Annotated in this window: 16 protein-coding genes; 11 read left to right on the top strand and 5 right to left on the bottom strand. The window is 42.8% G+C overall.

Features of this window, described 5'->3' with window-relative positions; genetic code table 11:
• Window positions 1-175 precede the first annotated feature (175 nt).
• Together ACOXXR_RS06895 and metG are read left to right on the top strand one after the other, a co-directional pair.
• On the top strand, window positions 176-868 hold the full coding sequence (locus ACOXXR_RS06895; protein ID WP_445278332.1) for a phosphoglycerate mutase: 693 nt from the start codon (window positions 176-178) through the stop codon (window positions 866-868).
• 263 nt (window positions 869-1,131) lie between these two features.
• The gene (metG, locus tag ACOXXR_RS06890; RefSeq protein WP_445278331.1) at window positions 1,132-3,123 is read left to right on the top strand and encodes a methionine--tRNA ligase; all 1,992 of its coding nucleotides are present in this window, start codon (window positions 1,132-1,134) and stop codon (window positions 3,121-3,123) included.
• A gap of 278 nt (window positions 3,124-3,401) precedes the next feature.
• On the opposite strand, the gene ACOXXR_RS06885 is transcribed toward metG, so the two are convergent.
• A complete protein-coding gene (locus ACOXXR_RS06885) occupies window positions 3,402-3,608 on the bottom strand; it encodes a helix-turn-helix domain-containing protein (protein ID WP_003006064.1) in 207 nt (68 codons plus the stop codon).
• Between the two features lie 10 nt (window positions 3,609-3,618).
• Window positions 3,619-4,140: a DUF2975 domain-containing protein gene (locus tag ACOXXR_RS06880; protein WP_023022517.1), complete on the bottom strand. Its 522-nt coding sequence runs from the start codon at window positions 4,138-4,140 to the stop codon at window positions 3,619-3,621.
• A gap of 175 nt (window positions 4,141-4,315) precedes the next feature.
• On the opposite strand from ACOXXR_RS06880, the gene ACOXXR_RS06875 reads away from it, so the two are divergent.
• Window positions 4,316-5,584, top strand: coding sequence for a DUF6287 domain-containing protein (locus ACOXXR_RS06875; protein ID WP_445278330.1), 1,269 nt, complete (start codon window positions 4,316-4,318; stop codon window positions 5,582-5,584).
• Window positions 5,585-5,695: 111 nt separating this feature from the next.
• Here the strand turns inward: ACOXXR_RS06875 and ACOXXR_RS06870 are convergent, their stop codons facing one another.
• On the bottom strand, window positions 5,696-6,880 hold the full coding sequence (locus ACOXXR_RS06870) for a DUF2974 domain-containing protein (RefSeq protein ID WP_445278329.1): 1,185 nt from the start codon (window positions 6,878-6,880) through the stop codon (window positions 5,696-5,698).
• 174 nt (window positions 6,881-7,054) lie between these two features.
• On the opposite strand from ACOXXR_RS06870, the gene ACOXXR_RS06865 reads away from it, so the two are divergent.
• The 5 genes from ACOXXR_RS06865 (at window position 7,055) to ACOXXR_RS06845 (ending at window position 11,745) form a co-directional block, all read left to right on the top strand.
• Complete coding sequence (locus ACOXXR_RS06865; protein ID WP_048789741.1) at window positions 7,055-7,732, top strand: response regulator transcription factor; 678 nt, start codon at window positions 7,055-7,057, stop codon at window positions 7,730-7,732.
• Window positions 7,725-8,699 (top strand): sensor histidine kinase, encoded by a 975-nt coding sequence (locus ACOXXR_RS06860; protein ID WP_048789740.1) that lies wholly within the window; start codon window positions 7,725-7,727, stop codon window positions 8,697-8,699. The genes ACOXXR_RS06865 and ACOXXR_RS06860 overlap by 8 nt, the downstream gene beginning before the upstream one ends.
• A 157-nt stretch (window positions 8,700-8,856) precedes the next feature.
• Window positions 8,857-8,985, top strand: coding sequence for a hypothetical protein (locus ACOXXR_RS06855; protein ID WP_267913801.1), 129 nt, complete (start codon window positions 8,857-8,859; stop codon window positions 8,983-8,985).
• 15 nt (window positions 8,986-9,000) lie between these two features.
• Window positions 9,001-9,759 carry an ABC transporter ATP-binding protein gene (locus ACOXXR_RS06850; protein ID WP_445278328.1) on the top strand — a complete coding sequence of 253 codons (759 nt, stop codon included), beginning with the start codon at window positions 9,001-9,003 and terminating at the stop codon, window positions 9,757-9,759.
• On the top strand, window positions 9,760-11,745 hold the full coding sequence (locus ACOXXR_RS06845) for an FtsX-like permease family protein (protein WP_445278327.1): 1,986 nt from the start codon (window positions 9,760-9,762) through the stop codon (window positions 11,743-11,745). It begins immediately after the preceding gene.
• Between the two features lie 364 nt (window positions 11,746-12,109).
• On the opposite strand, the gene ACOXXR_RS06840 is transcribed toward ACOXXR_RS06845, so the two are convergent.
• Complete coding sequence (locus tag ACOXXR_RS06840) at window positions 12,110-12,373, bottom strand: SemiSWEET family transporter (RefSeq protein WP_003012241.1); 264 nt, start codon at window positions 12,371-12,373, stop codon at window positions 12,110-12,112.
• A gap of 279 nt (window positions 12,374-12,652) precedes the next feature.
• Here ACOXXR_RS06840 and ACOXXR_RS06835 point away from each other — a divergent pair, with 279 nt between their 5' ends.
• The 3 genes from ACOXXR_RS06835 (at window position 12,653) to ACOXXR_RS06825 (ending at window position 15,856) form a co-directional block, all read left to right on the top strand.
• Window positions 12,653-12,910 carry a SemiSWEET family transporter gene (locus ACOXXR_RS06835; RefSeq protein WP_003006102.1) on the top strand — a complete coding sequence of 86 codons (258 nt, stop codon included), beginning with the start codon at window positions 12,653-12,655 and terminating at the stop codon, window positions 12,908-12,910.
• 176 nt (window positions 12,911-13,086) lie between these two features.
• Window positions 13,087-13,866, top strand: a complete 780-nt coding sequence (locus ACOXXR_RS06830) for an ABC transporter ATP-binding protein (RefSeq protein ID WP_445278326.1) — start codon at window positions 13,087-13,089, stop codon at window positions 13,864-13,866.
• Entirely contained in the window at window positions 13,847-15,856 is a 2,010-nt protein-coding gene (locus ACOXXR_RS06825) for an FtsX-like permease family protein (protein ID WP_445278325.1), read from the top strand. Before ACOXXR_RS06830 ends, ACOXXR_RS06825 begins: the two co-directional genes overlap by 20 nt.
• A 321-nt stretch (window positions 15,857-16,177) precedes the next feature.
• Here the strand turns inward: ACOXXR_RS06825 and ACOXXR_RS06820 are convergent, their stop codons facing one another.
• Window positions 16,178-18,142, bottom strand: a complete 1,965-nt coding sequence (locus ACOXXR_RS06820; RefSeq protein ID WP_445278324.1) for a peptide ABC transporter substrate-binding protein — start codon at window positions 18,140-18,142, stop codon at window positions 16,178-16,180.
• Window positions 18,143-18,353 lie beyond the last annotated feature (211 nt).

Here is an 18,353-nt window from a genome sequence, read left to right as displayed (position 1 = left end):
AAAATGTAAATGTCCATGAAAAAGAATTGATATAATTTCACTAAATCTCCGTTCAGACTTTTTTTGTGAGAAATTGCACTTTTCTATGGTCACCACTAGATTTTTTACTGAAAATCTAGTAGAATAAAATAGATAAACGGGGGAAACCTCGGAGAATATAAAGGAGATCCATCTAATGGTAAAATTGGTTTTTGCTCGCCACGGTGAGTCTGAATGGAACAAAGCTAACCTTTTCACTGGTTGGGCTGATGTTGATTTGTCTGAAAAAGGTACACAACAAGCGATCGACGCTGGTAAATTGATCAAAGAAGCTGGTATCGAATTTGACCAAGCTTACACTTCAGTATTGAAACGTGCGATCAAAACAACTAACTTGGCTCTTGAAGCATCTGACCAACTTTGGGTTCCGGTTGAAAAATCATGGCGCTTGAACGAACGTCACTATGGTGGATTGACTGGTAAAAACAAAGCTGAAGCTGCTGAACAATTTGGTGATGAGCAAGTTCACATTTGGCGTCGTTCATACGATGTATTGCCTCCTGCAATGGCTCGCGATGATGAGCACTCAGCACACACTGACCGTCGTTACGCTTCACTTGACGATTCAGTAATTCCAGATGCTGAAAATTTGAAAGTTACTTTGGAACGTGCCCTTCCATTCTGGGAAGATAAAATCGCTCCAGCTCTTAAAGATGGTAAGAATGTATTCGTAGGAGCACACGGTAACTCAATCCGTGCCCTTGTAAAACACATCAAAGGTTTGTCAGACGACGAAATCATGGATGTGGAAATCCCTAACTTCCCACCATTGGTATTTGAATTTGACGAAAAATTGAACGTAGTTTCTGAATACTATCTTGGTAAATAAAAATATCCAGTGGATATTTTTATCCCGAGCCTAGAAATGCCAAAGCGAGGTAGGTCCAGTGGATATTTTTATCCCGAGCCTAGAAATGCCAAAGCGAGGCAATTCTAGCGGGATTTGTTATCCATACAAAAAGCTGACTTCGGTCAGCTTTTTTGCTTGTCTTCCTTAGATTCTAGCTGGTTTTGGGTTTTCAGCGATCCTTAAAAGTGTTATAATAGAGTGTTACTAAATTGGGTTCCATTAGCCCTGAAAGGAAAAGAAACATGACAAAATCATTCTACATCACAACCCCTATCTATTACCCATCTGGTAAATTGCATATTGGTTCAGCTTATACAACCATCGCCTGTGACGTCTTGGCGCGTTACAAACGTATGATGAACTACGATGTGTTCTACCTGACTGGTCTCGATGAGCATGGGCAAAAGATCCAGCAAAAAGCAGAGGAAGCTGGCATTACGCCGCAAGCTTATGTAGATGGGATGGCGGTTGGAGTGAAAGAACTCTGGCAGTTACTCGATATCTCATACGATAAATTCATCCGTACGACAGACGATTACCATGAAAAAGTGGTGGCCCAAGTCTTCGAACGCTTACTGGCTCAAGATGACATCTACCTGGGTGAATACTCTGGTTGGTATTCAGTCTCTGATGAAGAGTTCTTTACAGAAAGCCAATTGGCTGAGGTTTATCGAGATGAGAATGGTAAAGTCATCGGTGGGATAGCGCCATCAGGTCACGAAGTAGAATGGGTTTCTGAAGAATCTTATTTCCTTCGCCTCAGCAAATACCAAGACCGCTTGGTTGAGTTTTTCAAATCCCAACCGGATTTCATCACGCCGGATGGCCGTCTCAATGAAATGTTGAAAAACTTCATCGAACCCGGTTTGGAAGACTTGGCGGTATCTCGGACCACCTTTACCTGGGGAGTCCCAGTCCCATCCGATCCAAAACACGTAGTTTATGTATGGATTGACGCCCTTCTCAACTACGTGACGGCACTTGGTTATGGCCAAGATGAGCATGGCAACTTTGACAAATTCTGGAACGGAACGGTCTTCCACATGGTTGGAAAAGATATTCTTCGTTTCCACTCTATCTACTGGCCAATCCTTCTCATGATGCTCGATATCAAATTGCCAGATCGCTTGATTGCCCATGGTTGGTTTGTCATGAAAGACGGCAAGATGTCTAAGTCTAAAGGAAATGTCATCTACCCAGAAATGTTGGTAGAACGCTTTGGCTTGGATCCGCTTCGCTACTACCTCATGCGCAGTCTGCCAGTTGGTTCAGATGGTACTTTCACACCAGAAGACTACGTGGCTCGTATCAACTATGAATTGGCCAATGACCTTGGAAACCTCCTCAACCGGACGGTGGCCATGATCAATAAATACTTTGGTGGTCAAGTCCCTGCTTATGTCGAAAATGCCACTGCATTTGATGCAGATTTGGCCAAGGTGGTCGAAGAAAGTATTGCAGAGTACCATAAACAAATGAATGCAGTTGATTACCCACGCGCTTTGGAAGCAGTATGGAACATCATCTCTCGTACCAACAAGTACATCGATGAGACAGCTCCATGGGTACTTGCTAAAGAAGATGGTGACAAGGAACAATTGGCAGCGGTCATGGCTCACTTGGCAGCAAGTCTCCGTGTCGTGGCTCACTTGATCCAACCATTCATGATGAACACCTCAAATGCTATCATGGAACAACTTGGCTTGGGCTTGGACTTCGATCTTGAAAACTTGACCCTAGCAGGCTTCCCTGAAAATGTCACAGTGGTTGCCAAAGGAACTCCAATCTTCCCACGTCTGGATATGGATGAAGAAATTGCCTACATCCAATCTCAAATGACTGCTGGTAAACCACAAGAAAAAGAATGGATTCCAGAAGAAGTGCAACTTAAGTCTGAAAAAGATGAGATTAAATTTGAAGACTTTGACAAGGTCGAAATCCGTGTGGCAGAGGTCAAAGAAGTTGAACGCGTCGAAGGATCTGACAAATTGCTTCGCTTCCGCCTAGATGCAGGAGATGGCGAAGACCGTCAAATCCTCTCTGGTATCGCAAAATTCTATCCAAATGAACAAGAATTGGTCGGCAAGAAACTCCAAATCGTGGCCAACCTCAAACCACGTAAGATGATGAAGAAATATGTCAGCCAAGGCATGATTCTTTCTGCAGAACATGGGGATCAATTAACAGTCTTAACCGTTGATCCATCTGTGCCAAATGGAAGCATCATTGGCTAAACGATTGATAAAGAATAAGCTCTCCTGAATGGGAGAGCTTTTGTTGTATCGCTATAGTTTTCATCATTGAGTATTACAAGGATGTTAGATGGGCCCTATTAGTCATGAATGTTAACGGAGACTTCCGCAGTGAGAAAAGAGTCTGAAACAGTTTCGTTTCAGACTCTCGGAAGTTTTGAGACAGTAGGCTCAAATTTTAGGTATGGAATCCCAGAGGGATTCGCTACCGTCCGTCCTCACCTAAGGAAAGTCTCCAATTACTTTTCTTAAGATATTTCCTATTCATCTGGCCGGTATTCCAGGATATCTCCGGGCTGGCAGTCCAGTTCTTTGCAGATAGCTTCAAGGGTGGTGAAGCGGATAGCTTTGGCCTTGCCTGTCTTAAGGATGGAGAGGTTGGCGGTAGTGATGCCGATTTTGTCAGCTAGCTCATTGGATTTCATCTTTCGCTTGGCCAGCATGACATCTAGATTGACGATAATCATGGTCCCCTCCTTAAATGGTCAGCTCATTTTCTTCAGCGATCGCAATTCCTCTCTCTAAAATCTTGCCAAGGACCCAGACAATTGGGACAGCGAGGAGGAGTCCCGTATTAAAGGTCAATTGGAAGGTAAAGGGAAGGAGATAAACGTCGCCACTGGTTTCAAGTGTACCAGACATAAAGGACAAGACCAATAAGATCTTCCAAGCTCGGTTGCAAAGATCAATGTTGGAGTGAGAAAAGATCTTTTCTTGGTAGAGATTTTGGAGGAAGCTACGAATGGTGATGAGAAGAAGAATATAAATAGCACTTGAGGCTAGTGGGAAGAGCAACTGCCATAGGGGTTGCAGATGTTTTGGGAAAAGCTGGATGCCATTCACCTCAAAGGACAAGCGCCCAGATTGAACGAGATCCTTAAACACACCCATCCGTGAAAGCAGGTGGATGACCAGTGCTGCCACAGTCATAAAGCCACAGAAGTAAATGAAAGCCGTTAAGACTTCAATAACATTTTTTAAGGTTTTTGAGTTTTTCATCGCAAGCCTCCTTAAAGTTTATTTATTATTTACTTATAGTATACTCTTTATAAAAAATAAGTCAATAAAAAAGTATCGAAAAACGATAAAAAATTTATGAAATTCGGTCAAAGTTTGCTTTAAATAGAATTTAAGGTATACTAATAGGTAACTACCATTTCAAGGAGGTATTGAAATGATCAAAAAGTTAGATAAGAAATATCTTTGGATGATCATCGCTTTTGTGAGTGCAGTGGTTCTAATTGGAGGAGTCTATCTCTACTCTAGCTCCAATATCCAACCGGATCATCAAAAAGAGTTCAACCAGACCTCGAAGACCTCGTCCTCATCTAAGGAAAAAGCCATCGATTTGTCTGGTGAATATGTCTCTAGCGCGCGTGATAAGGCCAAGATACAGAAAGATGGGAAATCTTGGAAAATTGATTATCAAACAGATGATGGTGCTGTTTCAGCAACTTTCTCAACTGATTTCAAAGTAGAAGGAGCCAATAAAGTTTCTACCAGTCAGATGAAAAAGTCAGATGGAAATACTGATTTTACCATCACTGTTCGTATCTTTAAATACCAATCAGATAAAGATCCTCTCATTACGGTCACCATGTCAGACAAAGATCCTGATCACGAAATGGTCTTTGCCAATCGGAAGGATTTCTTCAAGTCGACGAATCCAGATGACGCAGTACTGGATGGAGATTTGACAACCTTCTCAGGAAGTTATTCTAATGAATCTATTGAACAACAGATTGCAGATTCAGGCTTTAAGTTGTATGGCTATAGTCCAGAAGATTATTACAATCACCGGACTACTGTCTTTCCTTCTATCTACTCTGATAAGGACAATGGATGGAGCTTCTGGAGTGGAGCCACCAATGTCCAATTTGTCCTCAATAAAGATAAGAAACCTAAGAAAGCAGGCGCGACCTATCAGGTTTACTTTGTCCAAGCTGGGACAACCGGAGCAAGTCCTGGTCAAGAATTGATTGTCACCTTGATTCCTGAAAATGTTCAAGGTCCTGATGGCGTCGTTTCACCGTTGAGACGTATCTTCTACCATCAAGCCTCCTTCCATGCCTACCAGGACAAGTGGTGGGAAGCTTACCCAGAGCCGAAGAAGGAAGCAGACCTCGATATTGCGGCCATCAATAATGGAGATTTCTCAAGTCTGGCAGGGACATGGCGCAATGCCAAAGGACAAGAGATGGTCATCCAAGAAGATGGAACTGTAAAGGGCCAAGGAAGATTAAAAGCAGTGCCGAACTCGGATAAGACAAGTAAAGTCCCTTATGTAGATCTACGTGTGGGAGAAACAGGAGTGGCAGTTGGCCTCTTTAAGATTGGTTTTGAAAATCCTGATGGAGACCAGTCAGATAAGAGCAAACCTCGCTTAGTTGTTACCCAATCAGCTGGAAACTATCCAGCAGATCAATACTTCTATCGTCAATAAGAATCAAAAAACCCAGGAAATTCAATTTCCTGGGTTTTGTTTTGGTTCAATTGTTTATCACTAGGTGCTGAAGGAGTTGATTATTTCTTACTTCAACCTGTCTCTTTAAACTTACTCTTTATGCTCAAGGAGCAGTGGGGAGGTGGTTTCGACTGCTTGTTTTCGTTTGAAAAATGCAGCCATTTGAACCAGGATACGAGGAACTGTTTGCCATTTTTTCCATGCTTGGACACGGGTATCGATGAGTTGCTTAGCTAGACGTTCCAGCATTTCCCGCTCGGTGGGGTCTAGTTCCTGAGTGTTTTGAAAGATATCTTTGATCTTGGAGAAATTTTTCAAGTTCATCAAATCGTTTATTGAAGTAATTCCTGCATCCAAGAAGAGGCCAAAGAAGGTATCGAAAAATTTCTTGAGTTGGCTGTCAGGCACTTCTTGTACCCACTGTTTTAAGGTTTGGACCATCTGCTGGCTATCGGGACTAGTTTGATCCAGTGTCACAAATCCATCCTTTTCAACCATCCAAGTAAAGGCGTCATGCTGGGCAAAGCCACCAAAAGCTCGACTTTTGACGATCGTAGCAGGCTCAGGAACTTCCAGCATCATGCCGACGATGGATCCTTGTGGGACATAGCGATGAATGAGGTGTGCGATTCGTTGGTAGCCCTCTGTTTTGATAATGGACTTGTTGAGACCTGGAGCGTCGTAACAGTAGATGGCATCGACTTGTTTGAACAGCTGATCAGGAAGGTAGGAGCAGGCGTAGGCTGCGAGATTGCCCCCTTTGGAGTGTCCGGCTACCATGAAGTGTCCTTTTGGGAACTCCTTCATGACATGTTGTAGGTAGCTGGCTGCACGTCTCTGAGCTGGGATATGGTCCATGTAGGTCATGTGGAAGTCTTCCTTCCAACCAATCAAGGTATCATCCGTCCCTCTGAAGACAACCAAATAAACATCCATGGTGAGACGATAAGTCATGGCCGCAAACTGTTTCTGAACATCAAGGTCATATTCATCGACATAGTTGAGCAGTTTGATATTCTTAAAGCGTTTCGATGTAGCCAGCTTATCAACTAACTGCAAGTGCTGGTCCGTCACGATAAAATCGGTGGTCTGATCGACCAGCTCTGTCGCATCAGACAAGCGGACTTCAATATTGGTCGTATCTCCTTGGGGCACGATCCGATCAAAAGGAAGATAGGTCAGCTCCGTCAGAGCCAGAACATCGAGTTCCTTAAAGGGGCGATCGTAAATAGAATCATAGCTGACATGGTCTAGATAATCAAAAATCGTGGACATGGGATTCTCCTTTGTATCTGTATGTTCAGTATAGCATAAAATACCTGAAAAGCCCCTCAATAAAAATAGGAAATTGATGACCTCTATGCAATGCTGTCGAAAAATATGTATGCTTCTTGGATAATTTGATATAATGAAAGGGTAACATTCTAGTAAGAAAGAGCAGGAAAGAGCATGCATAAAATTCTTCTTGTCGAAGATGATGAAACCATTCGCCAACAAGTGAAGATCATCATGGAGCAGTGGGGCTTTGAAGTCATTGCAGTTGATGACTTTATGGATGTACTGGGTACCTTTGTCCAGACCAATCCTCATTTGATTCTGATGGATATCGGCCTTCCTCTTTATAATGGCTATCATTGGTGCCAGGAGATCCGCAAGGTGTCCAAAGTGCCGATCATGTTTTTATCCTCACGCGATCAAGCCATGGATATCGTTATGGCTATCAATATGGGAGGAGATGACTATGTGACCAAGCCATTTGATCCCAATGTCCTCCTGGCGAAAATTCAGGGACTCCTTCGCCGCTCTTATGAGTTTGGGACTGATCAAGATTTGTTAGAACACCGGGGTGCTATCCTCAATCTCAAATCCATGGATCTGGTCTACGAGGGAGAAGTGGTCAATCTAACCAAGAATGAATTTCAAATCCTTCGCATTCTGTTTGAGAAGGCTGGAAGTGTAGTGGCTCGAGATGACCTGATGAAGGAATTGTGGAACAGTGATTTCTTCATTGATGACAATACCCTTTCGGTCAATGTAGCTAGACTCCGGAAGAAACTAGAAGAAGCAGGACTGGAACATTTTATTGAAACGAAAAAAGGGATAGGATACGGGTTGAGCAATGGGTAATCGATTCTTTTTTGTTAAGCACTATCTGCTTGCTCATCGTCGTTATCTCTATTTGTTGGGATTACTCCTTTCTTCCCTCCTCTTGTTTGCCTATATTTTCGAAGGCTACCGCCATTTCCTCCTTTACCTGACGGGAATTTTGGCTTTCTTGACTCTTCTCCTTATTATTTGGGATACGGTTGCTAAGTATCAGGCTTATCAGAAGGAAGTGCTCTATGGAGAGGGGGTAGCTGAGACTCCTCTAGAAAAGGTCTTGAGTCAAAAGCTAGCAGCCAGTCAGCAAGCCCAGCGGGAGCAGACGACAGTGAGTATTGAGACCTACAATGATCTGATGGATTACTATACCCTCTGGGTCCACCAGATTAAGACCCCCATTGCGGCCAGCCAACTCTTGGTTCAAAATATAAAAGACAGCGACCTGAGAAAGCAAATGGAGCAGGAACTCTTTAAGATCGACTCTTATGCCAACGTGGTCCTCCAGTATCTGAGACTCGAAAGCTTTCACGATGATCTGGTCTTGAAGCGCGTGTCACTAGAGGACTTGGTCAAAGAAGTCGTGCGAAAGTATGCCATCTTCTTTATCCAGAAGGGCTTAACGGTGGATCTGCATGATTTAGATGCTAGGGTCATCACCGATCGCAAGTGGCTCTTGGTCATCATCGAGCAATTGCTGTCTAATAGCCTCAAGTATACCAGCACTGGCGGGATTGAGATCTATTTCAAAGACCAGACGCTTTATATGAAAGATAGTGGGATTGGAATCAAGGATAGCGACATACTCCGTGTCTTTGAGCGGGGATTCTCCGGCTACAATGGGCATTTGACCCAGCAATCTTCGGGACTAGGCCTCTATCTGTCTAAAAAGATTGCAGACCAGCTAGGGCATCAACTCCAAATGACCTCACAAGTTGGCCAAGGGACGACTGTTGCCATACGTTTTGAGGAGAAGAAATTGGTGATGGATTAGGGGAACTCGCCTATACTAATGATTCTCTCCCTAAGGTTCTCTTTTATTTGAAAATGACAAAAATGTAAGGTTAGATTTTAAAAATGAAAGGTTAGGTTATGGTGACCACCTTTTATTTTTTATACAATAGTCTCATCAAATAAAGGAGGTCAAGAAAATGAAACTCTTGAAATGGATGAAACAACCCAAAAAGATTAAGAAACCAAATAACCAAACTGATCTGGAAAAGGTAGAATTTGGTCGCAAAGTCTTGCAACAAACCCAAGAATTTTTCTTGATCTACTAGTTAAAGGAGAAAAACATGTCATTACTAGACGTTCAACATATCAAAAAAATCTACAAAACCCGCTTTCAAGGAACGCAAGTCGAAGCCTTAAAGGACATTCACTTCACCGTGGAAAAAGGGGAATACGTCGCCATCATGGGGGAATCAGGATCCGGGAAATCCACCCTTCTCAACATCCTAGCCATGCTGGATCAGCCAACCGAAGGGTGGGTCTACCTAAATAACATAGACACCTCAACCATCAAGAACAAGGATGCCTCCAGTTTCCGTCGGGAAAAACTAGGCTTTGTCTTTCAAGATTTCAATTTGTTGGATACCTTGTCTGTCAAGGACAATATCCTTCTGCCCTTGGTCCTCTCTCGTAGACCGGTCAAGGAAATGATGAGTAAGGTCGATAGCGTCAGTCGGGAATTGGGCATCCACCAACTGCTTGAAAAATATCCCTACGAAATCTCTGGTGGGCAAAAACAACGGGTAGCCGTAGCACGGGCTATCATCACCTCGCCAGAAATCCTCCTTGCGGATGAGCCAACAGGGGCGCTAGATTCCAAATCATCTGCTGCGTTGCTCGACGTCTTTGAAGACATCAATAGCATGGGGCAAACTATTCTCATGGTGACCCACTCAACCGCAGCAGCAGCTCGGGCCAAGCGCGTGCTCTTTATCAAGGACGGGATTCTTTACAATCAAATCTTCCGCGGGGAGAAAACCGAGCGTCAGATGTTCCAAGAAATCTCGGATACCTTGACGGTCATGGCAAGTGAGGTGGGGTAGATGTTTCGATTAACCACTAAATTAGCTTGCTCCAATCTGATTAAGAACCGCAGGCTCTATTATCCCTTTGCGATTGCGGTCATTCTCGCAGTGACCATCGCCTACCTCTTTGACTCCCTGACCTTTAATCCCCACATTTCAAAACTTCGAGGGGGATCTCCCATGCTCTTCACCCTTGGCTTGGGACTGTTTGTGGTCAACGCTGCGGGGGCCATCATTGTGCTCTATGCCAATAGCTTCGTCATGAAAAACCGCTCCAAGGAACTGGGGATCTACAGCATGCTGGGCCTTGAGAAGCGCCATCTCATCAGCATGATTTTCAAGGAACTCTTGATCTTTGGCTTTTTGACTATCTCAAGCGGAGTGTTGATCGGGGCTCTCTTTGACAAGCTGATCTTTGCCTTTCTCTTGAAACTCATGAAGATGAAGGTCCAGCTGGTATCCACCTTCCAACCTGGGATTGTCATCTTGGTCTTTGTCACCTTTGGTCTCATCTTTGGCCTCCTAGTTTTTCTCAATGCTTGGCGAATTCTCCGTTTGAATGCCCTGCAGTTGACGCGTGAGAAGGCTAGTGGTGAAAAGAAATCCCGCTTCTTGTGGCCCCAAACCATCCTGGGTTTAGTTTCTCTTAGTTTTGGCTACTACCTGGCTTTGTCAGTCAAAGACCCATTGTCTGCGATTGTGATTTTCTTTCTAGCGGTTGTCTTGGTCATGATCGGAACCTACCTGCTCTTTAATGCTGGGATCACCGTCTTCTTGCATCTGCTTAAGAAAAAGAAGGGCTATTATTACCAACCCAACAATATGATCTCGGTCTCTAACCTCATCTATCGCATGAAGAAAAATGCAGTGGGACTTGCGACTATTGCCATCCTCTCAACCATGGTGCTAGTGACCATCTCTGCTGCGACCAACATCTATGTTGGTGGCGAAATGGTCAAGAAAATTATGGCTCCTCATGATTTCTCTGTCCAAGGAAAAGGGGTAGACCTGGAGCAAATCAATCAGAAATTTGATGAATTTGCTTCTGAGCACCAGCTTGAAATCAAGAATCGTGACCTGATGACCTATGCCAACTTTGGAATCAAATCCCAAAAGGGCACAGACTTTACGGTCTATCCAGCTGACGAACGCAGCGTCACTCCTAAAACTGTCTTTATGGTCTTTGATGTAGCTAGTTATGAACATATGACAGGCGAACAAGTCGATCTGACTGGCAACCAAGTTATCCTCTTTGCTCATAACGAGGCTCTCAAAGGCCAAAAGCAGTTTACCATCAATGGCCAAGACTTCCAAGTCAAGAAAGAAGTGACCAAGGATTTTATCACCGATCATGTTCCAAATCAGTTCAATTTGCTTACAGAGGATTTCAATTATCTGATCGTGCCAGATCTCTCAGCCTTTATCGCCCAATTTCCAAATCTTGCCATCTATACCAATATCTATGGTGGATTCAATGTCAATGTCGGTGAAGATCAGCAACTCAAGCTAGCAGCTAGTTATGACAAGATGATCGATGAATTGAGTAGCCAACAGACCCAAGGAAAATTTGTCTATGGAGGCAACCGTGCCAATGATGTGGCAGAGATGAATAGTCTCTTTGGTGGCATCTTCTTTATCGGGATTTTCTTGTCACTAATCTTCATGGTCGGAACGGTCATCGTCATCTACTACAAGCAAATCTCAGAAGGCTATGAAGACCGTGATCGCTTCGTCATTCTCCAACAGGTGGGGCTTGATGAACACGAGGTCAAACGGACCATCAACCGTCAAGTACGGACTGTCTTTTTCCTCCCTCTCATCTTTGCCTTTATCCACCTGGCCTTTGCCTACCATATGATCCGACTCATTCTCAAAGTGCTCGGTGTCATCAATAGTAGCCAAGTCCTCGTCGTGACTCTCAGTGTCTGTGCTGTCTTTCTCATCACCTACCTGATCGTCTTTTGGATCACCTCTCGGAGCTACCGTAAGATTGTGCAGATATAAGAAAAAGAAGCTCGAATCAAATTAGAAACTTTCCTTAGGTGAGTACGGACGTCAGCGAACTTCGAAGAAGTTCCATGACTAATTATTGAGCCTAAGGTCTCAATAATTCCGAGTGCCTGAAACATGATTATTTCAGGCACTTTTCTCACAGCAGAAAGTTTCAATATACTCTAAATAATAATTAGAAATCATTTGGATATTTTTGCACAATAGTCCAGATTAGGTTATTCAAAGTAAAAATTGTCAACTTTTTAAGCTCGCTCATGGCGGGCTTTTGTGCGAAAATCGACAGCGATTGTTTTTGCTTTTCAAAGGGATATAAAAAAGACTGAACCAATCGAGTTCAGTCTTTGTTCGCTTTCTATTAAAGTGATGTAAGGAAAGTCAATCCTCCTAGGATGACACCTGCCGAATTCGGAATGATCAAAATCCAGTCTTTTTTAGGTTCCTTTGTCCAACCATAAATGACCCAGATCAAGCAAGAAATAGCAGCTGACAAGGGTTGGAAAGGTTGGGCCTTGTTTCCCTGTAAATTAGCAATAATTTGTGGGATGTAGGCAATGAAAACGATAATCCCAATAAAGGCACCGATCGAGCCAACGATTTGGTTGATTTTTTGTTTATTCATAAAATTTTACCTCTGTGTATCAAAATAGCATAAATAGGAAGATAATGCAATTAATTTGCATGCTATTCAAGATGAAAATGATTATATTTGCAAAAAAATTAGACAAAGTGTCTAAAATAATTACTAGAGAGAAGACTCTCTCGAAGAGAAATCCATCTTCCTGCAAAATCACAAGATTGTGACACTTTACAGTTCAGTAACATTTGAAAAAAGCACTTGAATTTTAAGAGGGCAAGCGTTAGAATAGTGCGTACTCAAAAAATGAAAGGTATTTTGAAAATGAATGAAAAACAAATGAAAATTCTTGGTTGGGTTGCGACCTTTATGTCTGTGATGATGTACGTGTCTTACTTCCCACAAATCATGGATAACCTTGCTGGTCACAAAGGAAACTTTGTTCAACCTTTAGTTGCCGCTATCAACTGTAGCCTTTGGGTCTATTACGGACTCTTTAAAAAAGAACGTGATATCCCACTTGCTGCAGCCAATGCACCAGGGATCATCTTTGGTTTGATCACAGCCATCACAGCTTTATAAGAAAGGACTAGCTCCCGCAAGGACGCTAGTTTTTTAATACCTTACAGAAATGTAAGAAATCAGGCTAAAAATGAAAGGTTAGCTTATTGTAGAACTCTCTCCAAATCGTTACAATAGAGGTGTAAAAAAGTTTTATGGATGTCAATCATATAACCAGATAGAAATGGAGAATGAAAATGGCCTTATTAGATGTACAACATGTGAAAAAAATTTACAAAACCCGCTTTCAAGGGACGCAAGTCGAAGCCCTAAAAGACATCCACTTCACCGTGGAGAAGGGGGAGTATGTCGCTATCATGGGGGAATCAGGATCCGGTAAATCGACCCTTCTCAATATCCTAGCCATGCTGGATCAGCCGACCGAAGGACGGGTCTACCTCAATGGCATGGACACCTCGACCATCAAGAACAAGGATGCGTCGAGCTTCCGTAGGGAAAAACTAGGCTTTGTCTTTCAAGATTTCAATTTGCTTGATACCTTGTCTGTCAAGGACAATATCCTTCTCCCTCTGGTCCTTTCTCGCAGACCGGTCAAGGAAATGATGAGTAAGGTCGATAGCGTCAGTCGAGAGTTGGGCATTCACCAACTGCTTGAAAAATACCCCTACGAAATCTCTGGTGGGCAAAAACAACGGGTAGCCGTAGCACGGGCTATCATCACCTCACCTGAAATTCTCCTGGCTGATGAGCCAACAGGGGCGCTGGATTCCAAGTCTTCGGCTGCACTGCTCGACGTCTTTGAAGACATCAATAGCATGGGGCAAACTATTCTCATGGTGACCCACTCAACCGCAGCGGCAGCTCGGGCCAAGCGCGTGCTCTTTATCAAGGATGGGATTCTTTACAACCAGATCTTCCGCGGAGAAAAGACAGAGCGTCAGATGTTCCAAGAAATCTCAGATACCTTGACGGTCATGGCGGGAAAGGAGGATCGTGATGTTCAAATTAACAAGTAAATTAGCTCTTTCCAACCTCAAACAAAATCGCAAGCTCTATTATCCCTTTGCCTTGGCTGTTATTTTAACGACCATGATCCTTTATAGTTTTATCGCCTTGTCATCGACCCCTCATTTAGAGGATTCTTACGGAGGGGGAGCGGCGAGAACTGTTCTTGGTTTTGGTAGTTTCGTTGTCCAATTAGTCGTCATCATTTTAGTGGCTTATGCCAATGGCTATGTCATGAAAAATCGTTCCAAAGAACTGGGCTTGTACAGTGTTTTGGGGATGGAGAAGAAGCACCTTCTCGTCATGACCTTATGGGAATTGCTCTCCTTCTATGTTCTCACAGTTGGAATAGGACTGGGCTTGGGACTCTTGTTTGATCGCTTGATTTTTGCCTTGCTCCTAAAATGTATGGGGCTACCAGTCGTCATTCAATCAACCTTCCAGATAGGGGCTGTTCTTAACACTTTACTTGGGTTAGCCTTAGCTTTTGGACTCATTCTTTTGTTGAATTCTTTCCGTCTCTTGCGCTACAGTTCCCTCCACCTCATGCAACAGAAAAAGGCAGGGGAGAAGAAGGGACGCTTCTTGCTGGTTCAAACTCTGTTAGGACTAGGGCTCTTAGGAATTGCTTTTTATATAGCGCTAACCGTTGAGCGTCCGGTTGCGGCTGTCCAAGGATTCTTTATTGCCGTCATCTTGGTCATTCTAGCGACTTATCTCTTATTCAACGCAGGATCCATTACCTTCTTAAGATTTCTCAAAGGTCGGAAATCCTACTATTACAAGCCAGAGAATTTTATATCTGTCTCTAACTTAATAGCTCGGATGCGAAAAAATGCAGCGGGCCTCGCGACCATTAGTATTCTTTCCACCATGGTCTTGGTCACCTTAACCGGGTCGCTCAATATCTTTATTGGAGGGCAGAATTACCTAGATACTGTTTACCCTTCTGATTACATGATTAGTGTGGGGCATATGCCTTCAGATGCTGAGACAGAATCGGTTATTGAGGATGTTCAAGCTCAAATTAAGAAAACAGCCGATGCGACAAATCTATCAGATTATCAGGTGGCACAGACAACATACTGGTCGGCTGAAATTCGAAAGATTGATGGAAGGAGCTTAGAGGTGTATGAGCAGTCCTATCAAGAAGCTGGTCAGGAGATGGAGATGAAGACAGAGGGGACCGTCTACTTTTTTGATCAGGCGACTTACGAGCAACTGACGGGTCAAAAAGTTGAGCTTGGGGAAAATGAAATCCTAGCCTATGGGTATCAGTATCCAGGAAAATTAGATTCGCAATTAGAAATCAATGGGAAGACCTTCACGATTAAACAAAAACTAGAATCCAATTTTATCCAAGGAAAACTCCCTCAATCCGACCTGTTTCAACATCAAATGGGTTTGTACCTTGTCCTCCCTGACTTGAACCAACTGGGACTAAAAGTTGATAAAAATTTGGAATTCGCTATTACTGCAAAAGATAAAGAGAATCAAGATTTCATCAGTGGCTTGATCAAAGACCTTTATTCGACAGACAAAATGAGTCAATATGGTGCGACTTTCTTTGGTGGATTTGAACGATACAGCATAGAGAAGGAGTGGCGTGAAACAGCAGGGACTCTCCTCTTTATTGGGATTTTCCTATCGGTCATCTTTCTATTAGCTACAGTACTCGTCATTTACTACAAACAGATTTCAGAGGGTCATGAGGATCGGGATAATTTTGTGATCTTGCAACAAGTAGGATTGGACCAAAAGCAAACCGGCACCACCATTCGCAAACAGATTCTCACCGTCTTTTTCCTTCCACTATTCTTCTCCTTCTTGTACCTAGGAGTGGCCTACAAGATGATTGCAAAAATCGTAGCCATCTTAGGAGCGACCAATGCGGGCTTGGTCCTTCAAACAACTCTTTCCATCTGCGCTGTCTTTTTCATCTCTTATGTCCTCGTCTTTCTTCTGACTTCTAGAAGTTATCGGAAGATTGTCGTGAGATAGCGTTTGATACGATGGAAACTTAAGAAAATAGGTGAAGATAAAGCTCCCCTTGAAACTTTCCTTAGGTGAGTACGGACATCAGCGAACTTCTAGGAAGTTCCATGACTTAGTTTTGAACCTAACGTTTCAAAACTCCCGAGTGCTAGAAACAAGAATGTTTCTAGCACTTTTCTCACAGCGGAAAGTTTCAGTGTATGCTTGAATGAGCTAATTGGATGTATTATCTTAATTATTTATGTGTTCCTAATTTGTTCTATATAAAGAAACAATTTGTCTACATTTTAAAACACCGAGGATTTTTCCTCGGTGTTTTTATCGTGATTATTTCACGTGTTTTGCAAGTTCTTCTTGCGCTTTTTTGTTTGATTCTTCTTTTTCTTTCAACCAATTCTTATAAGCTTTGTCGTAGTCAGCCGTTGTGACTGTATCACTTTGTAATTCCATGTACTTGTAGTAGCTAGCCCCGTCTTTGATACCAATCAAGGAGAAGGCTTTTGTAAATGGTTTAATCTTCGTGATAGAAGGAACAGCACCTTTAGAGTAGACAGGAAGTGCAAAGGCATTGTCTGTCAACCAAGCTTGAGCAACAGCATATTTTTCATAACGAGTTTTGGTATCCAATTGTTCTGCATTGGCATCATCCAATAGTTGTTTGTACTCGTTCAAACCTAGTTTTTCAATTAGGGCTTGGTCAGTTGCCGGATTGATTCCCATACCTGCTAAGGCTGAACCATCGACTGGATTGAAGATATCCAAGTAAGTTGATGGGTCTTGGAAGTCAGGCCCCCAACCAGCGATATCCATATCAAAGTCTTTTTGATCAGGACTTTGAGCGAAGTAGGTTGCATTGTCCGCATCTTCCGTAGACAATTTCTGAACATCCACGACAACATTTTCTTTTCCTAATGTTTTTTCGATGGAGTCTTTCATTGAATCAGCTTGTTGCACAATGCTAGCAGAAGACTGGTCAACCACATAGTCGATGTGGATTGGGAATTGAACACCTTGTGCTTGGAGCTCTTCTTTGGCTTTAGCAAATTGTGCTTTAGCCTTGTCCGCATTGAACATGCTATCTTGCGCATCAGCTAGGCTGACATCCTTCCAATCATCTCCTGTTGCAGCAAGTTTTTCTTCAACAACAGTACCGAAGTCTTTGTTGTCCACTTGCACAAATGTTGGAGGTACAAGAAGCGTACGAAGGGTTTTGCTAGCACCATCTTTCCCGTTTGATTGGGCACTTAGTGAAGTACGATCAAGGGCAAAGTTGATGGCTTGACGGAAGTTTTTGTTTTGAAGAGCTGTTTTGGTTTGGTTCTTCTGGTCGTCTGTTGTTTTCTCAGTATGACCGTAGTTTTGACGGTTTACGTTGAAGTAGACATAGTAGACAGTCGCATCTTGTGGTGAATAAACGATATTGTCCTTGAATTTTTTCTCAATGGTACTGAAGGTTGAGCTCGTTGGGAAGAGACGCGCAGTGGTCAAGTTTCCATCAGAGAAGTTACGAGCCAGGTAGTCTTGGTCAGAACCATCGAAGTAGGTCAATTTGATATCATCGATCTTCACATTGTCTTTGTCGTAGTAGTTCTCGTTCTTGGTGAACTCCATCAACGATTTGGAAGTGAAGGATTTCAAGTAGTAAGGACCGTTGTAGAGGATTCCAGAAGGTTTGACGCTACCAAAGTCTTTACCTGCAGACTTAAGGAATTTTTCATTGACGGGCATCATGGTCGAAGTTGTCAATTTAGAATTCCAGAAAGATTCAGGTTGAGCCAAAGTGTATTGGAGGGTATGGTCGTCAACAGCTTTGACTCCAACTTTAGAGAAGTCCGTATTTTTACCGGTGACATAGTCATCCAGGCCGGCTACTGAGTTTTGAACCAAGTAGAGGGCATCTGATTTGTTGTCCGCTACGTATTTCAGAGAAGTGACGAAGTCCTGTGCAGTGACATCTGCATATTCGTTCCCTTCTGAGTCATACCATTTTGCATCTTTACGAAGTTTGTAAGTATAAGTCAATCCATCCTTAGAAACAGACCAATCTTCTGCTAGGGCAGGGACCAAGTTACCGTATTGGTCGTTTTCAAAAAGTCCATCTACTAAATTAGTTGTGACATCACTTGTTGTTGAACGGTTTGAAAGGAGGTAGTTCAAAGAGTCTGGATCAGTGCTATACACGTATGAAAAAGTGTTCGTCTGAGAAGACTTTGCAGATGATCCACAAGAAGCAAGGAACAGGGCTGAAGCAGCCGTGACACCTGCAAGGAAAGCTAGTTTAGATTTTTTCATCACTTATCTCCTTTAATAAAGATTTTGTATTATTATACACCTTTTTTTATAAAAAGCAAATTTTTTTTGAAATTAATTGTATATTTAGTCATAATGTTCGTTTTTATAGAGTTTCATGCAGTATTTTTAACTATTATGCTTTACAAACTAGCTAAGGAGGAGTATACTAATAATGAAAGGACTAGTATGTAAAACAAACTAGCCAAAAAGA

This window comes from Streptococcus sp. KHUD_013 (assembly GCF_052588545.1).
This window is presented reverse-complemented; position numbering and strand designations above follow the sequence as displayed.